At 72.2% G+C, this 16,193-nt stretch carries 13 protein-coding genes; 6 read left to right on the top strand and 7 right to left on the bottom strand.

What is annotated here, in order from left to right; translation table 11 throughout:
• Window positions 1–44: 44 nt before the first annotated feature.
• Entirely contained in the window at window positions 45–1,463 is a 1,419-nt protein-coding gene (locus ACH4NX_RS13595; RefSeq protein ID WP_398129677.1) for a DUF2637 domain-containing protein, read from the top strand.
• A 76-nt stretch (window positions 1,464–1,539) separates the two neighbouring features.
• Here ACH4NX_RS13595 and lysS read toward each other — a convergent pair whose 3' ends face one another.
• Window positions 1,540–3,279, bottom strand: coding sequence for a lysine--tRNA ligase (lysS, locus tag ACH4NX_RS13590; RefSeq protein ID WP_398129678.1), 1,740 nt, complete (start codon window positions 3,277–3,279; stop codon window positions 1,540–1,542).
• A 168-nt stretch (window positions 3,280–3,447) separates the two neighbouring features.
• Here lysS and argS point away from each other — a divergent pair, with 168 nt between their 5' ends.
• The gene (gene argS, locus ACH4NX_RS13585; protein WP_351390012.1) at window positions 3,448–5,208 is read left to right on the top strand and encodes an arginine--tRNA ligase; all 1,761 of its coding nucleotides are present in this window, start codon (window positions 3,448–3,450) and stop codon (window positions 5,206–5,208) included.
• An 80-nt stretch (window positions 5,209–5,288) separates the two neighbouring features.
• Here argS and ACH4NX_RS13580 read toward each other — a convergent pair whose 3' ends face one another.
• Complete coding sequence (locus tag ACH4NX_RS13580) at window positions 5,289–5,744, bottom strand: peptidoglycan-binding domain-containing protein (RefSeq protein WP_351390014.1); 456 nt, start codon at window positions 5,742–5,744, stop codon at window positions 5,289–5,291.
• A 308-nt stretch (window positions 5,745–6,052) separates the two neighbouring features.
• Here ACH4NX_RS13580 and ACH4NX_RS13575 point away from each other — a divergent pair, with 308 nt between their 5' ends.
• Window positions 6,053–6,865 (top strand): peptidoglycan-binding protein, encoded by an 813-nt coding sequence (locus ACH4NX_RS13575; protein WP_398129679.1) that lies wholly within the window; start codon window positions 6,053–6,055, stop codon window positions 6,863–6,865.
• Window positions 6,862–7,782: a DUF2690 domain-containing protein gene (locus ACH4NX_RS13570; protein ID WP_398129680.1), complete on the top strand. Its 921-nt coding sequence runs from the start codon at window positions 6,862–6,864 to the stop codon at window positions 7,780–7,782. Before ACH4NX_RS13575 ends, ACH4NX_RS13570 begins: the two co-directional genes overlap by 4 nt.
• Here ACH4NX_RS13570 and ACH4NX_RS13565 read toward each other — a convergent pair.
• From ACH4NX_RS13565 to ACH4NX_RS13555, 3 genes are all read right to left on the bottom strand, one after another.
• A complete protein-coding gene (locus ACH4NX_RS13565; RefSeq protein ID WP_398129681.1) occupies window positions 7,771–8,628 on the bottom strand; it encodes an arylamine N-acetyltransferase in 858 nt (285 codons plus the stop codon). The two genes, ACH4NX_RS13570 and ACH4NX_RS13565, sit on opposite strands and share 12 nt — an antisense overlap.
• A 70-nt stretch (window positions 8,629–8,698) precedes the next feature.
• Window positions 8,699–9,955, bottom strand: coding sequence for a PLP-dependent aminotransferase family protein (locus ACH4NX_RS13560; RefSeq protein WP_398129682.1), 1,257 nt, complete (start codon window positions 9,953–9,955; stop codon window positions 8,699–8,701).
• A gap of 132 nt (window positions 9,956–10,087) precedes the next feature.
• Entirely contained in the window at window positions 10,088–11,488 is a 1,401-nt protein-coding gene (locus ACH4NX_RS13555; protein WP_398129698.1) for a helix-turn-helix domain-containing protein, read from the bottom strand.
• A 210-nt stretch (window positions 11,489–11,698) separates the two neighbouring features.
• On the opposite strand from ACH4NX_RS13555, the gene ACH4NX_RS13550 reads away from it, so the two are divergent.
• Window positions 11,699–12,427, top strand: a complete 729-nt coding sequence (locus ACH4NX_RS13550; protein WP_398129683.1) for a DUF4232 domain-containing protein — start codon at window positions 11,699–11,701, stop codon at window positions 12,425–12,427.
• Between the two features lie 43 nt (window positions 12,428–12,470).
• On the opposite strand, the gene hemB is transcribed toward ACH4NX_RS13550, so the two are convergent.
• Window positions 12,471–13,463, bottom strand: coding sequence for a porphobilinogen synthase (gene hemB / locus ACH4NX_RS13545; RefSeq protein WP_398129684.1), 993 nt, complete (start codon window positions 13,461–13,463; stop codon window positions 12,471–12,473).
• A gap of 112 nt (window positions 13,464–13,575) precedes the next feature.
• Between hemB and ACH4NX_RS13540 the strand changes: the two genes are divergently transcribed.
• A complete protein-coding gene (locus tag ACH4NX_RS13540; RefSeq protein WP_398129685.1) occupies window positions 13,576–14,394 on the top strand; it encodes a hypothetical protein in 819 nt (272 codons plus the stop codon).
• Here the strand turns inward: ACH4NX_RS13540 and ACH4NX_RS13535 are convergent.
• The gene (locus ACH4NX_RS13535; RefSeq protein ID WP_398129686.1) at window positions 14,336–16,183 is read right to left on the bottom strand and encodes a glycoside hydrolase family 15 protein; all 1,848 of its coding nucleotides are present in this window, start codon (window positions 16,181–16,183) and stop codon (window positions 14,336–14,338) included. The two genes, ACH4NX_RS13540 and ACH4NX_RS13535, sit on opposite strands and share 59 nt — an antisense overlap.
• Window positions 16,184–16,193 lie beyond the last annotated feature (10 nt).

The raw sequence follows: 16,193 nt of genomic DNA, 5'->3' as shown, positions 1-16,193 counted from the left end.
CCACTCTGTTCCGCGCAACAACAGGCACTGGGAGGGGAGTACGGGTGGCCGCGCCACTGGAGCTGACACGGACGCATCGCGTTCTCATCGGCATGGTCGTCTTCGGCGCCGTCATCATCGCCGGGATCGGCTTCGCGGGTTCCTACGCGGCGGTGCGGGAACTGGCCCTGCAGAAGGGCTTCGGGAACTTCAGCTACGTCTTCCCGATCGGCATCGACGCGGGCATCTGCGTGCTGCTGTCCCTGGACCTGCTGCTGACGTGGATCCGCATCCCCTTCCCGCTGCTGCGGCAGACGGCCTGGCTGCTGACGGCGGCGACGATCGCGTTCAACGGCGCGGCGGCGTGGCCCGACCCGCTGGGTGTGGGCATGCACGGGGTGATCCCGATCCTGTTCGTGGTGTCCGTCGAGGCCGCCCGGCACGCGATCGGCCGGATCGCCGACATCACCGCCGACAAGCACATGGAAGGCGTCCGCCTCACCCGCTGGCTGCTCTCGCCGGGGCCGACCTTCCTGCTGTGGCGCCGGATGAAACTGTGGGAGCTGCGCTCCTACGAGCAGGTCATCAAGCTGGAGCAGGAGCGTCTGGTGTACCAGGCCCGGCTGCGTTCCCGCTTCGGCCGCGGCTGGCGCCGCAAGGCCCCCGTCGAGTCCCTGATGCCGCTGCGCCTGGCCCGCTACGGCGTCCCCCTGGCGCAGACCGCCCCGGCGGGCCTGGCGGCGGCGGGCATCGAGCCGGCCCTGCTGCCGCCGGCGCCGCGGCCGGAGGCGTCCGGCCCTCAGGACACCGGACCGCGGGGGACGGGCCCGCAAGGCACCGCTCCGCAGGCGGCGCCCGCGGCGAGGCAGCGTCCGGAACTGGTCAAGGCGCCCGACGCGGGCCGGCGGCCACCGGAGGCGGACGAGGCGGCGGGCGAGGAGACGGGCGAGGAGGCCGGGCCCGAGCAGAGCCCCTGGTTCAACACTCCCCGCCAGATCGACTACCAGGGTGGCTACGACCCCGCCTACGACCCGGCCGAGCAGTACGCCGACTGGTACGAGGAGCAGCGGCAGGCCGACCAGTACCGGGACCAGTACGAGGAGGAGCCCCCGCTCCAGGAACCGTCCCCGGAGGAGACCGGCAACTTCCCGATACCGGTCGTCCCGGGCCGCACCCGCGAGCTGGGGGAGGGCGGCGGCCATCCGGAAGCCCATCCGGCATCTCACCCGGAAGCCCGTCCGGCCTCTCATCCGCAAGCCCACCCGGGAGCCCGTCCGGAACCCCGGTCCCAGGACCCGGACGAGGACGCCTACTACCAGGTCTTCAAGCAGTCGATCAACGGCAGCTACCCGACGCCCCGCCAGTTCGGCGACAACGTGGAGGCGACGTTCGGCACACCGCTCGCCGACCCCGAGGCCAAGCGGCTGGTGAGCCGTTTCACCAACCGGCACAGCGCGGAGCTGGAGGAGGAGCACATCGCCTGACCGGCGGTGAGCGAGTACGGCGAAGGGGGCGGCCGGTGTTCACCACCGGGCGCCCCCTTCGCCGTACGGGCCGGTCCTACTCCCCGAGCAGGGTCCGCACCCGCTCCTGCCCGACCGCGAGCAGCAGCGTGGGCAGGCGCGGGCCGGTGTCGCGGCCGACGAGCAGGTGGTAGAGCAGCGCGAAGAACGACCGCTGGGCGGTCTTGATCTCCGGCGGCAGCTCCTTGGCTGTGGCGTCGGCGGGGAAGCCGGCCTGGACCTTGGGCACGCCGTAGACGTGGTGGGTGAGGCCGTCGAGCGACCAGTGGTCGGCGAGCCCGTCGAGCAGCAGCCGCAGGGACTGCCGGCCCTGCTCGTCGAGGGACTTCAGCAGCTCGGCGTCCGGCTCGTCGCGCACGATGGTGCGCTGGTCGGCGGGGACGTGGGTGTTGATCCACGCCTCGGCCTTGTCGTAGCGCGGCCGGGCCTCCTCCAGGGTCCGCAGCGGGTTCGCCGGGTCGAGCTCGCTGAGGATGCGCAGCGTCTGGTCCTCGTGTCCGGCGGTGATGTCGGCCACGGACGCCAGCGTGCGGTACGGCAGCGGCCTGGGCGTCCTCGGCAGCTCACCGGCGGCCGTGCCGACGGCGCGCGCGTGGGCGGCGACGTCGGCGGGCAGCGCGCTGCCGTCGGCGACCTTGGCGTCGAGGCGGTCCCACTCGTCGTAGAGCCGCTGGATCTCCTGGTCGAAGGCGATCTTGAAGGCCTGGTTGGGCCGGCGGCGGGCGTACAGCCAGCGCAGCAGCTGCGGCTCCATGATCTCCAGCGCGTCGGCCGGGGTGGGCACCCCGCCCTTGGACGAGGACATCTTGGCCATACCGCTGATGCCGACGAAGGCGTACATCGGGCCGATCGGCTGCTCGCCGCCGAAGATCCCGACGATCTGCCCGCCGACCTGGAACGACGACCCGGGAGAGGAGTGGTCCACGCCGCTGGGCTCGAAAACGACCCCCTCGTACGCCCAGCGCATCGGCCAGTCGACCTTCCAGACCAGCTTGCCGCGGTTGAACTCGCTGAGCCGGACCGTCTCGGAGAAGCCGCACGCCGTGCAGGCGTAGGTGAGCTCGGTCGAGTCGTCGTCGTACGCGGTGACCGTGGTCAGGTCCTTCTCGCAGTTGCCGCAGTACGGCTTGTACGGGAAGTACCCGGCGGAGCCGGAGCTGCCGTCGTCCTCGGCGGCGGCGCCGGAGCCCTCGGCGGCCTCCAGCTCGGCCTCGTCGAGCGGCTTCTGCGACTTCTTCGCGGGAGCCTTCTTCGTGCGGTACTGGGCGAGGATCGCGTCGATGTCCCGCCGGTGCCTCATGGCGTGCAGGATCTGCTCGCGGTAGACACCGGTGGTGTACTGCCCGGTCTGGCTGATCCCGTCGAACTCCACGCCCATCCCGGCGAGCGAGTCGACCATCGCGGCCTTGAAGTGCTCCGCCCAGTTCGGGTGCGGGGAGCCGTCCGGGGCCGGGACGGAGGTGAGCGGCTTGCCGATGTGCTCGGCCCACGTCCCGTCCACCCCGGCGATACCGGCCGGCACCTTGCGGTAGCGGTCGTAGTCGTCCCAGGAGATCAGGTGCCGGACCTGGTGGCCGCGGCGGCGGACCTCGTCGGCGACCAGGTGCGGGGTCATGACCTCGCGGAGGTTTCCGAGGTGGATCGGGCCGGACGGGGAGAGTCCGGACGCGACGACCACAGGTTTGCCCGGGGCACGACGCTCCGACTCGGCGATGACCTCGTCCGCGAAACGGGAGACCCAGTCGGTGGTCTCTGTGCTCTGAGCCACGATCGGCACGTCCTTCTTTCTGACTCGGGCAGCCGGTACGGTCGCACGGCTGACCGCTCCATTCTCCCAGCCCGGCCCGCATCCGCGAAAACCGCTTTTCACCGCGTGGGATACTCGGTTCCCGTAGCTCCTGAAAGCCTCACTCCCGGAACCCCGAGCAGAACGGCGAACCACTCCATGGCCTCGGTCACGTCCCTCAGCGACTCCGTCCAGCAGCACCTCGCGTCCGCCCTGACGGCCACCCGGCCCGAGGCGGCCGGCGCGGACCCGCTGCTGCGACGAAGCGACCGGGCGGACTACCAGGCCAACGGCATCCTCGCCCTGGCCAAGAAGGCGAAGGCGAACCCGCGCGAGCTGGCGGCCGAGGTCGTCTCGCACATCGTCACCGGCGACCTGATCAAGGACGTCGAGGTCTCCGGCCCCGGCTTCCTCAACATCACGGTCGGCGACCGGGCCATCACCGAGAACCTCGCCGCGCGGCACGCGGACGGCGAGCGCCTCGGCGTGCCGCTGAAGGAGGACGCGGGCGTCACGGTCATCGACTACGCCCAGCCGAACGTGGCGAAGGAGATGCACGTCGGCCACCTGCGTTCCGCGGTGATCGGCGACGCCCTGCGCGCCATGATCGACTTCACCGGCGAGAAGACGATCGGCCGCCACCACATCGGCGACTGGGGCACCCAGTTCGGCATGCTCATCCAGTACCTGCTGGAGCACCCCGGCGAGCTGGCCCCCGCGGCCGACGTCGACGGCGAGCAGGCCATGAGCAACCTGAACCGCGTGTACAAGGCGTCGCGCGCGGTCTTCGACTCGGACGAGGAGTTCAAGGAGCGGGCCCGCAAGCGGGTCGTCGCCCTCCAGTCCGGGGACAAGGAGACGCTCGAACTGTGGCAGCGGTTCGTGGACGAGTCGAAGGTCTACTTCTACTCCGTCTTCGAGAAGCTCGACATGGAGATCCGCGACGAGGAGATCGTCGGCGAGTCCGCGTACAACGAGGGCATGCCCGAGACCGCCCGCCTCCTGGAGGAGATGGGCGTCGCGGTGCGCTCCGAGGGCGCGCTCGTGGTGTTCTTCGACGAGATCCGCGGCAAGGACGACCAGCCGGTCCCGCTGATCGTGCAGAAGGCCGACGGCGGCTTCGGCTACGCGGCGTCCGACCTGACCGCGATCCGGGGCCGCGTCCTCGACCTGCACGCGAGCACCCTGCTGTACGTCGTCGACGTACGCCAGTCGCTCCACTTCAGGATGGTCTTCGAGACGGCCCGCCGGGCCGGCTGGCTCGGCGACGACGTCACCGCGCACAACATGGCCTACGGCACGGTGCTCGGCGCGGACGGCAAGCCCTTCAAGACGCGCGCGGGCGAGACCGTGCGGCTGGAGGACCTGCTGGACGAGGCGGTGCAGCGGGCCGCGGAGGTCGTACGGGAGAAGGCGCGGGACCTCACCGAGGACGAGATCCAGGAGCGGGCCGGGCAGGTCGGCATCGGCGCCGTGAAGTACGCGGACCTGTCGACGTCGCCGAGCCGCGACTACAAGTTCGACCTGGACCAGATGGTCTCGCTCAACGGCGACACCAGCGTGTACCTCCAGTACGCCTACGCCCGTATCCAGTCCATCCTCCGCAAGGCGGGCGAGGTCCGCCCCGCCGCTCACCCGGAGCTGGAGCTGCACGAGGCGGAGCGCGCGCTGGGCCTGCACCTGGACGCGTTCGGGGACACGGTCTTCGAGGCGGCCGCGGAGTACGCCCCGCACAAGCTGACCGCGTACCTGTACCAGTTGGCGTCCCTCTACACGTCCTTCTACGACAAGTGCCCGGTGATCAAGCCGGCGCCCCCGCGCGAGGTGGCGGAGAACCGCCTGTTCCTGTGCGACCTCACGGCCCGCACGCTGCACCAGGGCATGGCCCTGCTGGGCATCCGGACGCCCGAGCGGCTCTGAGCACCGGGAACGCGCGACGCGGCCCGTCCTCTCCCCCGAGGTGAGGACGGGCCGCGGCGTGTTCCGGGCGGGCGGTCAGGTCAGCAGTCGGGGCACGCGTTGGCCATCCGCTTGAACGCGGCCTTGGTTCCCGCTCCGGCGATGCCGTCGATCGCACCGGTGTAGCCGAAGCGGCTCTTGAGGTAGCGCTGCAGCGCCTTGACCGTGTTGGGGCCGACGATTCCGTCGATCGAGTCGTTGTAGTCCCAGCTCGCCTTGAGCCAGCGCTGGAGCGCCTTCCAGCTCTCCGTTCCGAGGAGCCCGTCGATCGCGCCGTTGTAACCCCAGCGCTCATCCCCGTAACGCTGGATCCTCTTGGCCTCCGCGATGCTCAGCCCCAGGTTGTTCACCGCGAGCGGCGCGACGGCCTCGGCGCTCACCGACGGCTGCTGGGCCGGTGCGGGCGCCGCCATCGCGGTGCTCGCGCCGGCCAGGCCCCCGGCGGCGATCCCGACAGCGGTGGTGACACTGACGAGTGTCCTCGTGAGAGCTCGCATGCTGTTCCCCTCCGATTGCTTGCGGCGGTCGGGCCGACCGCACCGGCCGGCTCCGCAACCAGACTGGGGCCACGGCGGCACGGACCTCCAGGGTTGCCGCGGAAGTGGCGCACTCACGGGACGTCTCACCCCTTGACCTGCTGGGACGTCGCTCACGGTGTCGGTGGGACGGGACGGCTGTGGCGGGCGGTGGCCGATTCCGTACGGGTGCGGGAACCGCCGTCCGGCGTGCGTCGTGGTCGCTGATGCAGAATGGGACCGGGGGAACGGGGACCTGGACCAGCGAGCCCGAACGCGTGTGGGGGAACATGTCGCGTTGGAAAGAGCTGCCCGCCGAACTACATCCTCACGTCCGCCAGTTGGTGGTGCGTCTACGCAGACTGAAGGACCACGGCGGACTGAGCCTGCGGCAACTGTCCGCGAAGACCGGATACAGCGCGAAGTCGTGGGAGCGCTATCTGGGCGGCAGATCGCTGCCGCCCCGGGAGGCCGTCGAGGCGATGGCCCGGATCGCCGGTGAGGAGCCGGCCCGCCTGCTGGCACTGCACGAGGTCGCCGCGGAACACTGGAGCGGGACGCGCGGGGCCGCGCCCGCCGAGTCCGGCCGTACGCCGGACGTACCGGAGCCCGGTCCCGGGCCCGAGGAGCAGCGGCCGCGCCGGCGGTCGCGGCGCGTCGCCGTGGTGGCGGGGACGGTGACCCTGGTGCTGGCCGTGTCGGCGGCACTCCTGATGGCCGTACGGTTCACCGGCGCCTCCGGCGACGGCGACGGCGACCGCGGCGGTGGTGCGGCGGCCGCGTCCCTCGCCCCGACCGCCGCGTCGGCGTCCCGCTCACCGGCGAGGTACACGTGCCGGGTGGAGCGGGCCGACGGCCGCTGGTACGCGGGCAACAGCCGTACGCGGGACGCCATCGTGGCGTACGGGCACGCCGGGCCGGAGGTGGCCGAGGCGCAGTGTCTGCTGGGCCGGGCGGGCCTGTCGCCGGGGGAGGTCGACGGGATCTACGGCCCGCTGACGCAGCGCGCGGTCAAGCGCCTCCAGAAGCGTGAGGGGCTGGTGGTGGACGGCATCGTCGGCCCGCACACGTGGAAGGCCCTGCGCGGGACGACCCCGACGTGACGCCGGTGCGTACCCGGCTGACCACGGCGCTGCGGGAGTTGCGGACGCGTACGGGGCTGAGCCTGGCGGGGCTGGCGGAGCGCACGGCGTACAGCAAGTCGTCGTGGGAGCGCTATCTCAACGGCAAGTCCATGCCACCGCGCCAGGCCGTGCAGGACCTGTGCCGGCTCGCCCGGGAACCGGACGGGCGAGTGCTGGCGCTGTGGGAGATCGCGGAGTCGGAGTGGAGCGGACGCGCGGCGGAGTCCGCGCCCGCCCCGTCCGGACCGCGACCGCCCTCGCAAGCGCCCCCGTCGTCGCCGCCATCACCGAGCCCGCCCCCGTCGCCGGGCCCATCACCGGGCCCCTCCCCATCAACGTCCCCGCCGCCGTCGCCGGATCCGCCGCGGCCGTCCGCCGGCCGGGGCCGGCTCGTGGCGGTGCTCGTGGCGGTGTGCGCCGTGACCGTCGGAGGCGTCACGTCGGCGCTCCTCCTGCCGACGCACCGGGAGGACGAGCCCCGCCCGCCCTCCACCGCCTCCGTCGCCGGCCCCCGCTGCCGCGGCGCCGCCTGTGAGGGCCAGGACCCGATACACATGATCTGCGGAGGCGGCCCCGACACCCTCGCCACGCACCGCACCACCACCGGCGCCCGCGTGGAGCTGCGCTACAGCCGCAAGTGCGGCACCAGTTGGGCCCGGATGTGGGGGACACGCGTCGGCGACCGGCTGGAAGTGGCGGCGGGCGGCCCGACCCGCCGCGCGGAGATCGCGGACGAGGTCGACGCGGAGTCCTACGTCTACACGGTCATGACCGCGACCCGCCCCGGAGCCGTCGTGAGGGCCTGCTTCCGGCCCGCGGCGTCCGACGGCGAGCGGGAGTGCGTCGACGCGCGCGCGGGCGCGGCGGGGCCGTCCCGGCAGCCCTCAGCCCAGTAGCGCCAGGCCCTCGGGAACGTCGATGCCGAAGTCCTCCGCCAGCAGACGCCGGACCCGCGCCGGGTCCGTCAGCTTCCGCTCGGTGACCGTGCCGTCGGTGCGGGTCTCGGTGAAGCGGTCGCCGTCGAGCAGCACATGCCCGTCCGGCGTGAGGAACTGGACGTACGGGCGCCGGGAGAAGGGGGAGCGCGGGTTCGTGGCGACGTGCCAGTTGATCATCACGTAGTCGGACTGTTCGAACGGCTCCAGGGTGAAGGCGTACTGAGCCGCCCAGCGTCCCTCCGAAGGCCCCTCGCGGCCCTCGTACGCCTCCAGCACCCACATCTCCAGCGGCCCGGGGTGCGGTACGCGCACCAGCCGGTGCCGGCGTCCGGCGCCCTGGAACTCCGTGTCCGCGAGCAGCGGTACCGGCTCCAGCAGGGAGCCGACGGCGCCGAAGCCGACGTCGGCCAGGTACGGCTGCGGGTCGCCGGGCGCCTCGACCAGGAGGGCCATGTGGGTACGGGGCCGGTCCGCGAACCGCTCGGCGCCGACGACGACCCGCGCGGCCAGCCGGGTCAGCCGGAAACCCAGTGCCTCCAGGGCCGCCGCGAACAGGGTGTTGTGCTCGAAGCAGTAGCCGCCGCGCCGGCGGCCGTGGACCAGTTTGGCCATCAGGTCGGCGAGTTCCAGGGAGGGGGCGCCGTCACCGAGGGCGTCCAGGTTCTCGAACGGGACGGCCCTCAGGTGGGCGAGGTGCACCCCCCGCAGCGTGGCCGCGTCGGGCCGCCGCTCCCCCGCCCAGCCGATCCGGTCGAGGTACGCGTCGAGGTCGAAGGAAGCCGTCGTCGGGGCGCTGTCAGACATGGCCTCACGGTACGTGCGGACACGGCGGCCCCGCCTCGGCTCATGGACCTAGGACCAGGAGGAAAAGGACCTACGCCTCCCGCAGTCCCTCCCGCAGCCCTTCCCGCAGTCCCTCTCCCAGCCTCCGCAGCCCCTCCGCGATCTCGTCCGGCGTCTGTGTGACGAAGCACAGCCGCAGGGTGGCGCGGTCGGGCTCACCGGCGTGGAAGGGGGCGCCGGGGACGTACGCCACGTCGTGCCGGACCACCCCGGGGAGCAGGGCGGTGGTGTCGTGCCCCTCCGGCAGGCGCGCCCACAGGAACATGCCGCCCTCGGGGCGCGTCCACACCGACCCCGCCGGCAGCGCTTCCGGCAGGCCCGCGAGCATGGCGTCCCGGCGTGCGCCGTAGACCGCGGCGACACGCGCGACGTGGGCGTCCAGGTCCCGGTCGGCCAGGTAGCGGGCGGCGGCGAGCTGGTTGACGGTCGGGGTGTGCAGGTCGGCGGCCTGCTTGGCGACCGCGCAGGCCCGGCGCAGTGCGGCGGGTGCCCGCAGCCAGCCCAGGCGCAGGCCGGGTGCCATGACCTTGGAGAAGGAGCCCAGCAGCACGGTCCGGTCCCGGGCACCGTCGTACGACGCGATCCACGGCACCCGCTCACCCTCGAAGCGCAGCTCGCCGTACGGGTCGTCCTCGACGATCCACAGCCCGCGCCGGCCCGCGACCTCGGCGACGGCGGCCCGGCGGGCGGCGGGCAGGGTGCGGCCGGTGGGGTTCTGGAAGGTGGGGACGGTGTAGAGCAGCTTGGGGCGCTCGCGCAGTACCAGCTCCTCCAGCGCCTCGGGGTCGATGCCGTCCTCGTCACCGGGCACGGCGACGACGCGGGCGCCCGCGAAGCCGAAGGCCTGGAGCGCGGCCAGGTAGCAGGGACTCTCGACGAGGACGGTGTCGCCGGGTTCGAGCAGGGCGGTGGCGAGGAGCGACAGGGCCTGCTGTGAGCCGGTGGTGACGAGGAGGTCGTCCGGGCCGGTCTCCAGTCCGCGCGCCGTGGTGCGGGCGGCGAGCGCGGCCCGCAGGGTGGGCTCGCCCTCGGTGGTGGAGTACTGGAGCGCCCGCGCCGGCAGCTCGGCGAGGACGTCCCGGTACGCGGCGGCGATGCCCTCCGCGTCGAACAGCTCGGGGGCCGGCAGCCCGCCCGCGAAGTTGATCACCTCGGGGCGGGCGGTGACGGCGAGGATGTCCCGTACCGGCGAACCGCCGATCGACCGGGCCCGCGCGGCCAGCGGGGGCACGGGAGCGGGCGAGGCGGACGAGGCGGACGGGACGGGCACGTTCTCGGTCACGGTCATGCCCGCACCCTAGAGAAGTACGTGCCGCCTACAAGGGCCTTTCCGCGATCCGGACACCTGACGTCGTCGATGTCCACAGGCCCCGCTCGGCGGCGCCCGGCCTCCCGTCCGGCCCACCGCCCCCGCCTCGGCTCACTCGCCCGAGAAGTACTCCCAGACGCCTTCGGCGCCCAGCATCTGCCCGTAGTAGGAGCTGCCCTTGGAGGCGCTGGTGCGGAACGGCTTGCCGTGGTCGTCGACCCGCATGATGCCCTTCTGGCCGCCACTGGACCACTCCAGTTCCAGGTACCAGGTGACGTCGTGGTCGCTGGTGTGCGCGTTGACGTAGAAGAGCTCGGGGTCGGACTCGGTGACCGTGTACGGGAAGGGCTTCTGTCCGGCGATCGGCATCGCCAGGGGGTTGCCCAGGTCGAGGGAGACGTCGAAGGACTTGGTGCTCGCGTCGCCGCCGCAGCCGACGCCCATCGCGTACTCGTTCCAGTCCAGCGGCTCTTTGCTGTCCACCACACGGACGTGCAGGTTCTCCAGGACCACGGTCTCCGGACCGGTGCCCTGCACGGTGAACACGGTCATCTGGCGGTCGGCGGCGACCGCGCCGAAGGCGGTGACCCAGCCGACCACGTCCGGCTGGGCGGGCGGGTCCAGCACGTTCTGCGGGCTGCGGTCCACCAGGAAGGACTGCTCGCAGGGGACGTCCCAGAAGTACGGGGTGGTCGACACGGTGAGCGCGGGGCCACTGTTCCCCGGGGCCCGGCCACTCGGCGTGGGGGTGCTCCGGCGCGTCGCGGACGGGGAGGGGACGGATGACGCGGACGCGGACGGGGAGGCGGACGACGGGGACGGGGAGGCACTCGCGCTGGGAGAGGACGACCGGGTGGCGCTCCCGGTCACCGACACGGAGGTTCCGGCGGCGGCTCCGGCCGGACCGTGCTCCTCCCCTCCGTCGCCCGTGCCGGGCAGGAGGCTGACGGCGAGAGCGACGGCGGCGACGCCGGTGGCCGCGTAGAGGGCGGCGCGCGGTACCCGGCGACGTCGCCCGACGGGGGCGGAGGGCGCGTCAGGCGCCGGCGACACGTCGGGGGCGGACGTCACGTCAGGTGCGGGCGGCGCGTGTTTCTCCGCGACGGAGACCCCGGGCGCCTCGGGCACCTCGGTCACCTCGGTCACCTCGGCGGCGGCCTCGGGCACGACGGCTTCCGCCGTCTCCCCCTTCTCCGTCCCGCCCTTCTCCGTCCCGCCCTGCTCCGTCTCCGCCGTCTCCTGAGCCTCCCGCGTCTCCTCCGGCCTCTTCACCCCGCGCAGAGCGTCGGCACGGATCCAGCGGCGGTGGAGTTCGAGCAGCTCCTCGGGGGTCGCCCGGCACGCCCGGGCGAGGCGTTCGACGGGCGCGAACTCGACGGGTACGACCTCCCCGCTGACGTACCGGTGGAGTGTGGACGCACTCATGTGCAATCGCTTGCCCAGCGTCCCGTAACTGAGTCCGGATCGCTCCTTCAGCTCCCGCAGCAGTCCCGCGAAGTCGTCCCCCGCCACCGTCTCTCCCTCTTCCCGTATCCCCGTACGGCATCCCAGCAGGACACCGTTCCCGCAGGTCAGAGCCGATCCCAGCGTCCCAGTATCCCGCATGTCCAGGCACCTCTGGTGACTGGGACGGTTCTGGACCCAAGCTGTGGTCATCCAAGCAGCCGCCCCCGGCGAACCGCCGAGCGGCTTACCTCAACTCCACCCGAAGGGGCTTACCTCATGTCCGTACGCACCACCCGCACCCGCCTGTTCGCCGCCACCACGGTCGCACTGGCCGCGCTCGCTCTGACGGCCTGTGAGGGTGACGAGGGAACGGACACGGGCGCCGCTGCCTCCTCCGCCCCGGCTTCCTCCGCCCCGGCGGGCGAACAGGCCAAGCCGTCCACCGGCGGGAGCGACTCGGACGGCGACAAGGGGACCGACGGCGCGAACGGCTCCACCGGCTCCACCGGCTCGGACAAGTCGGGTGGCGGCTCGTCGGGCGGCTCGCCGGACTCCGGCTCGGACGCCGGCTCGAACACCGGCGACAAGGACGACGCGGAGGTGCCGGGGAAGTGCTCCGCGTCCGACGTGAAGATCACCGCGACGAAGGTGTCCCGCCCGATCAACCACCTGCTGCTGACCGCCACCGGCACCGGCTCGAAGACGTGCATGCTGCCGCCGTACCCGGTGGCGCGCTTCGGTGAGGCCCAGTCCGTGCCGCCGGTCATCGAGGAGTCCCAGCCGCATTCGGTGGCCGGAGTCGGTCCCGGTGAGACCGCCTACGCCGGGGTACGGCTGACGATGGCCGACGGCAGCGGCGGTGAGCCCATCAGCGTGGACACCCTCACGATCCCCTTCGACGACGACTCCATCGTCAAGGTCGCCCTGCCCTCCGGCGTGAAGGTCGACAGCAAGCTGGCGGTGACCTACTGGCAGACCGGCATCGACCACGCCCTCCAGTACTGAAGGCATCCACGCACCCGCTGCGCGAAGGGCCGGCCGAGGATGCTCAGCGCAGCGTGCGAGCGACCTCGGTGGCCCAGTAGGTCAGGATGTTGCGCGCGCCGGCCCGCTTGATGCCGGTGAGCGCCTCCAGGATGGCCCGGTCGCGGTCGATCCAGCCCTTCTCGGCGGCGGCCTCGATCATCGAGTACTCGCCGGAGATCTGGTAGGCGACGACGGGCACGTCCACGGCCTCGGCGACCTTGGCCAGGATGTCGAGGTAGGGGCCGGCCGGCTTGACCATGACCATGTCGGCGCCCTCCGCCAGGTCCAGGGCCAGTTCCCGCATGGACTCCCGCGCGTTGGCGGCGTCCTGCTGGTAGGTCTTACGGTCGCCCTTGAGTGAGGACCCGACAGCCTCGCGGAAGGGCCCGTAGAAGGCGGACGCGTACTTGGCGGTGTAGGCGAGGACGGCGACGTCCTCCCGCCCGATCTGGTCGAGCGCGTCACGGACGACGCCGATCTGCCCGTCCATCATCCCGCTGGGGCCGACCACATGGGCGCCCGCGTCGGCCTGGACCTGCGCCATCTCGGCGTACCGCTCGAGGGTGGCGTCGTTGTCCACGCGCCCCTCGTCGTCCAGCACACCGCAGTGCCCGTGGTCCGTGAACTCGTCCAGGCACAGGTCGGACATGACGAGCAGGTCGTCCCCGACCTCGGCCCGCACGTCGCGCAGGGCGACCTGGAGGATCCCGTCGGGGTCGGTACCGACCGTCCCGAGCGCGTCCTTCTTCTCCTCCTCCGGCACGCCGAACAGCATGATCCCGGAGATCCCGGCCTCGACCGCCTCCGCGGCGGCCTTCTTCAGCGAGTCCCGGGTGTGCTGCACGACCCCGGGCATCGCCGCGATCGGCACCGGCTCGCGCACGCCCTCGCGCACGAAGGCGGGGAGGATGAAGTCCGCGGGGTGGAGCCGGGTCTCGGCGACCATCCGACGCATCACGGGGGTGGTCCGCAGCCGCCGGGGCCGGGTGCCGGGGAAGGATCCGTACGTCGTCATACCACCTACGCTACGCCCGCGCCACCGGTGCCTTTGCCGACGCGGAGTCGGCCCGCCCCCGGCCGTTGCGCGGGGGCCCGGGTGCTCGTTGAGCGCGGTGAACAGAGCTGGGGTGACCGTGTACCGCTTCCTCATCGTCGATCTGCCCCTGTGGGCCGCCGCGCTGCTCATCCTCGGGGGCGTCCCGGTGGTGGCCGTCCTGCTGCAGGCGTTGATGCGCAAGCTCGTGCCGCCGCCCCGGGCCAAGGCCCACAACGACGTCGCGGGCTTCCTGGTGGCGGTCATCGGGGTGGTCTACGCGGTCACGATCGGGTTCTCCGTCGACGACCAGTGGGAGAACTTCGCCGAGGTCAGGCACGCCACCGCCCAGGAGGCGTACACGGTCGGCGCCGTGGTCCGCGGCGGTGCCGTCATGGGCGCCGACGACCAGCGCGACCTCGCCGAAGCGGTGGTGGCCTACAACCGCGCGGTCGTCGCCTGGTGGCCCGAGGACCTGGGCCGGGCCGGGCAGAGCCGGGCGGAGCAGCGGACACTGGCGGACCTCTTCGACACGGTGGGCGGCCTGCGCCCGGCCGACGAGCCGCAGCGGGCGTACGTGGACGAGGCGATGGGCCGGTTGCTGGACGTCTCGGTCCTCAACACCCAGCGGCACAGCCGGGCCGAACGGGCGCACCTGAGAGCCCCGATGTGGATCGCCGTCCTGCTGACCAGCGCGGTGACCCTGTTCTTCAGCCTGCTGTTCGGGCTGGAGTCCCCGTGGCTGCACTACTCCATGATCGCGGGCGTGGCGGTGGTCGTCGGGGTCAACCTCTTCCTCCTCATGATGCTCGAGTACCCCCTGGCCGGAGCGCTGTCCGTGTCTCCGTCCAACTTCACCGAGACGACCGAGGTCCTGCTGCGGGACCTGGCCGCCTCGCCAGCGCCCGGTTGAGGCAGAGGGCGGCGCTGACCAGCCCGAGGTGGGTGAACGCCTGGGGGAAGTTGCCGAGGTTGCGTCCGGTGCCGTCCATCTCCTCGGCGTACAGGCCCAGATGGTTGGCGTAGCTGTGCATCTTCTCGAAGAACAGCTGGGCGCGGTCCACCTCGCCGGCCTCGGTCAGGCACTGGATGAACCAGTACGAGCACATGGAGAAGGTGCCCTCGGTGCCGCTCAGCCCGTCCGAGGCGCCGTCCCCGCTGCGGTACCGGTAGACGAGGGAGTCCTCGACCAGGGAGTTCTCGATGGCGCGCAGAGTGCTCAGCCACCGGGGGTCGACCGGGGAGATGAACCCCATGAGCGGCATGAGCAGACTCGCCGCGTCGAGGGTGGAGTCCCCCCGGTGCTGGACGAACGCCTCCTGACGCTCGTCCCAGAACTCCTTGTGGATCTCGGCGTGGATCTCGTCGCGGACCGCGGCCCAGTGCTCGCGGGGCGCCGGCAGTGAGCGCCGCCCGGCGACGCGCAGCCCGCGGTCCAGGGCGACCCAGCACATCAGCCGGGCGTACAGGAACTCCTGGCGTCCGCCGCGGGTCTCCCAGATGCCCTCGTCGGCCAGCCGCCAGTTCTCCGTCACCCAGTTCACCGAGTCGCTCACATGGGCCCAGAGGTCGTGGGAGACCGCTTCCACGTGTTCGTCGTACAGGTCGACGACGTGCAGGAGTTCGCCGTAGATGTCGAGCTGGAGCTGGTCGTAGGCGCCGTTGCCGACGCGTACGGGGCTCGATCCCTCGTAGCCGCGCAGGTCCGGCAGGATCTCCTCGGTCAGTTCGTGGCGGCCGTCGACGCCGTACATGATCTGCAGCCGCCCCGGTTCGGTGCTCTCCCGGTAGCGCTGCTCCACCCACCGCACGAACGCCCGGGGCTCCTCGTGGAAGCCGAGCCGGATGAACGCGGCGGCGGTGAAGGAGGCGTCCCTGATCCAGGTGTAGCGGTAGTCCCAGTTGCGTTCTCCGCCGACCAGCTCGGGCAGTCCGAAGGTGGCCGCGGCGGCGATCGACCCGTGCCGGGCGGAGGTGAGCAGTTTCATCGCCAGGGCCGAGCGGGACACCTCCTCCTGCCAGCGGCCCCGGTAGGCCGAACTGCTCAGCCACTCGTGCCAGAAGGCGTGGGTGTGCCGGAACGCCCGTTCGGCCCACCGGTGGCCGGACGCCGGGCTGTGCTCGCCCGGCGGGACCGCCTCCAGGACGAAGTCCATCGTCTGGTCCGGACCCAGCTCGAACTCGGCGACCACGTCGTCGCCCTCCATCCGCAGGTCGACCGGGCTCTGCAGCCGCAGCGCCATCACGTCTCCCCTCTCCGCCCCGCCCTCCGGTACGAAGAACACCTCGCCGGGGTGCCGCTCGATCCGGTGCGGCAGCCTGGCGTAGTCGAACCGGGGCGCACAGCGCAGCCGGAACCGGAAGGTGCCCCGCACCCCCTTCACCCGGCGGACGACCGCGTGCGTGTGGCGGACCGAGCCGACCGGCATGAAGTCGACGACCTCCCCGACCCCGTCCCCGGACAGGAAGCGGGTGAGCAGGATGTTGGTGTCGGGCAGGTAGAGCTGCTTGAGGCGGGCGCCCTCGACGGCCGGGCCGATCCGGAAACTGCCGCCGCGCTCGTCGTCGAGCAGCGCGCCGAACACCGTGGGCGAGTCGATGTCGGGCAGGCACAGGAAGTCCAGGGAGCCGTCGAGAGCCACCAGCGCCACGGTGCGCAGGTCGCCGATCACGCCGTAGTCCTCGATCGGTCGGTAACTCATGGCAGGGCTG

The sequence above is a fragment of the Streptomyces sp. NPDC017225 genome, assembly GCF_044331465.1.
In the GTDB taxonomy this organism is placed as follows: domain Bacteria; phylum Actinomycetota; class Actinomycetes; order Streptomycetales; family Streptomycetaceae; genus Streptomyces.
Note: the sequence above shows the minus strand (reverse complement) of the source record. Positions and strands in the feature narration are given on the sequence as shown.

What these genes read in the sequence shown, in the direction of transcription:
- ACH4NX_RS13565 (WP_398129681.1), bottom strand. Translation starts at nt 8,628, where the DNA reads ATGTCTGACAGCGCCCCGACGACGGCTTCCTTCGACCTCGACGCGTAC.
- argS (WP_351390012.1), top strand. Translation starts at nt 3,448, where the DNA reads ATGGCCTCGGTCACGTCCCTCAGCGACTCCGTCCAGCAGCACCTCGCG.
- ACH4NX_RS13560 (WP_398129682.1), bottom strand. Translation starts at nt 9,955, where the DNA reads ATGACCGTGACCGAGAACGTGCCCGTCCCGTCCGCCTCGTCCGCCTCG.
- ACH4NX_RS13575 (WP_398129679.1), top strand. Translation starts at nt 6,053, where the DNA reads ATGTCGCGTTGGAAAGAGCTGCCCGCCGAACTACATCCTCACGTCCGC.
- hemB (WP_398129684.1), bottom strand. Translation starts at nt 13,463, where the DNA reads ATGACGACGTACGGATCCTTCCCCGGCACCCGGCCCCGGCGGCTGCGG.
- ACH4NX_RS13535 (WP_398129686.1), bottom strand. Translation starts at nt 16,183, where the DNA reads ATGAGTTACCGACCGATCGAGGACTACGGCGTGATCGGCGACCTGCGC.
- ACH4NX_RS13550 (WP_398129683.1), top strand. Translation starts at nt 11,699, where the DNA reads ATGTCCGTACGCACCACCCGCACCCGCCTGTTCGCCGCCACCACGGTC.
- ACH4NX_RS13580 (WP_351390014.1), bottom strand. Translation starts at nt 5,744, where the DNA reads ATGCGAGCTCTCACGAGGACACTCGTCAGTGTCACCACCGCTGTCGGG.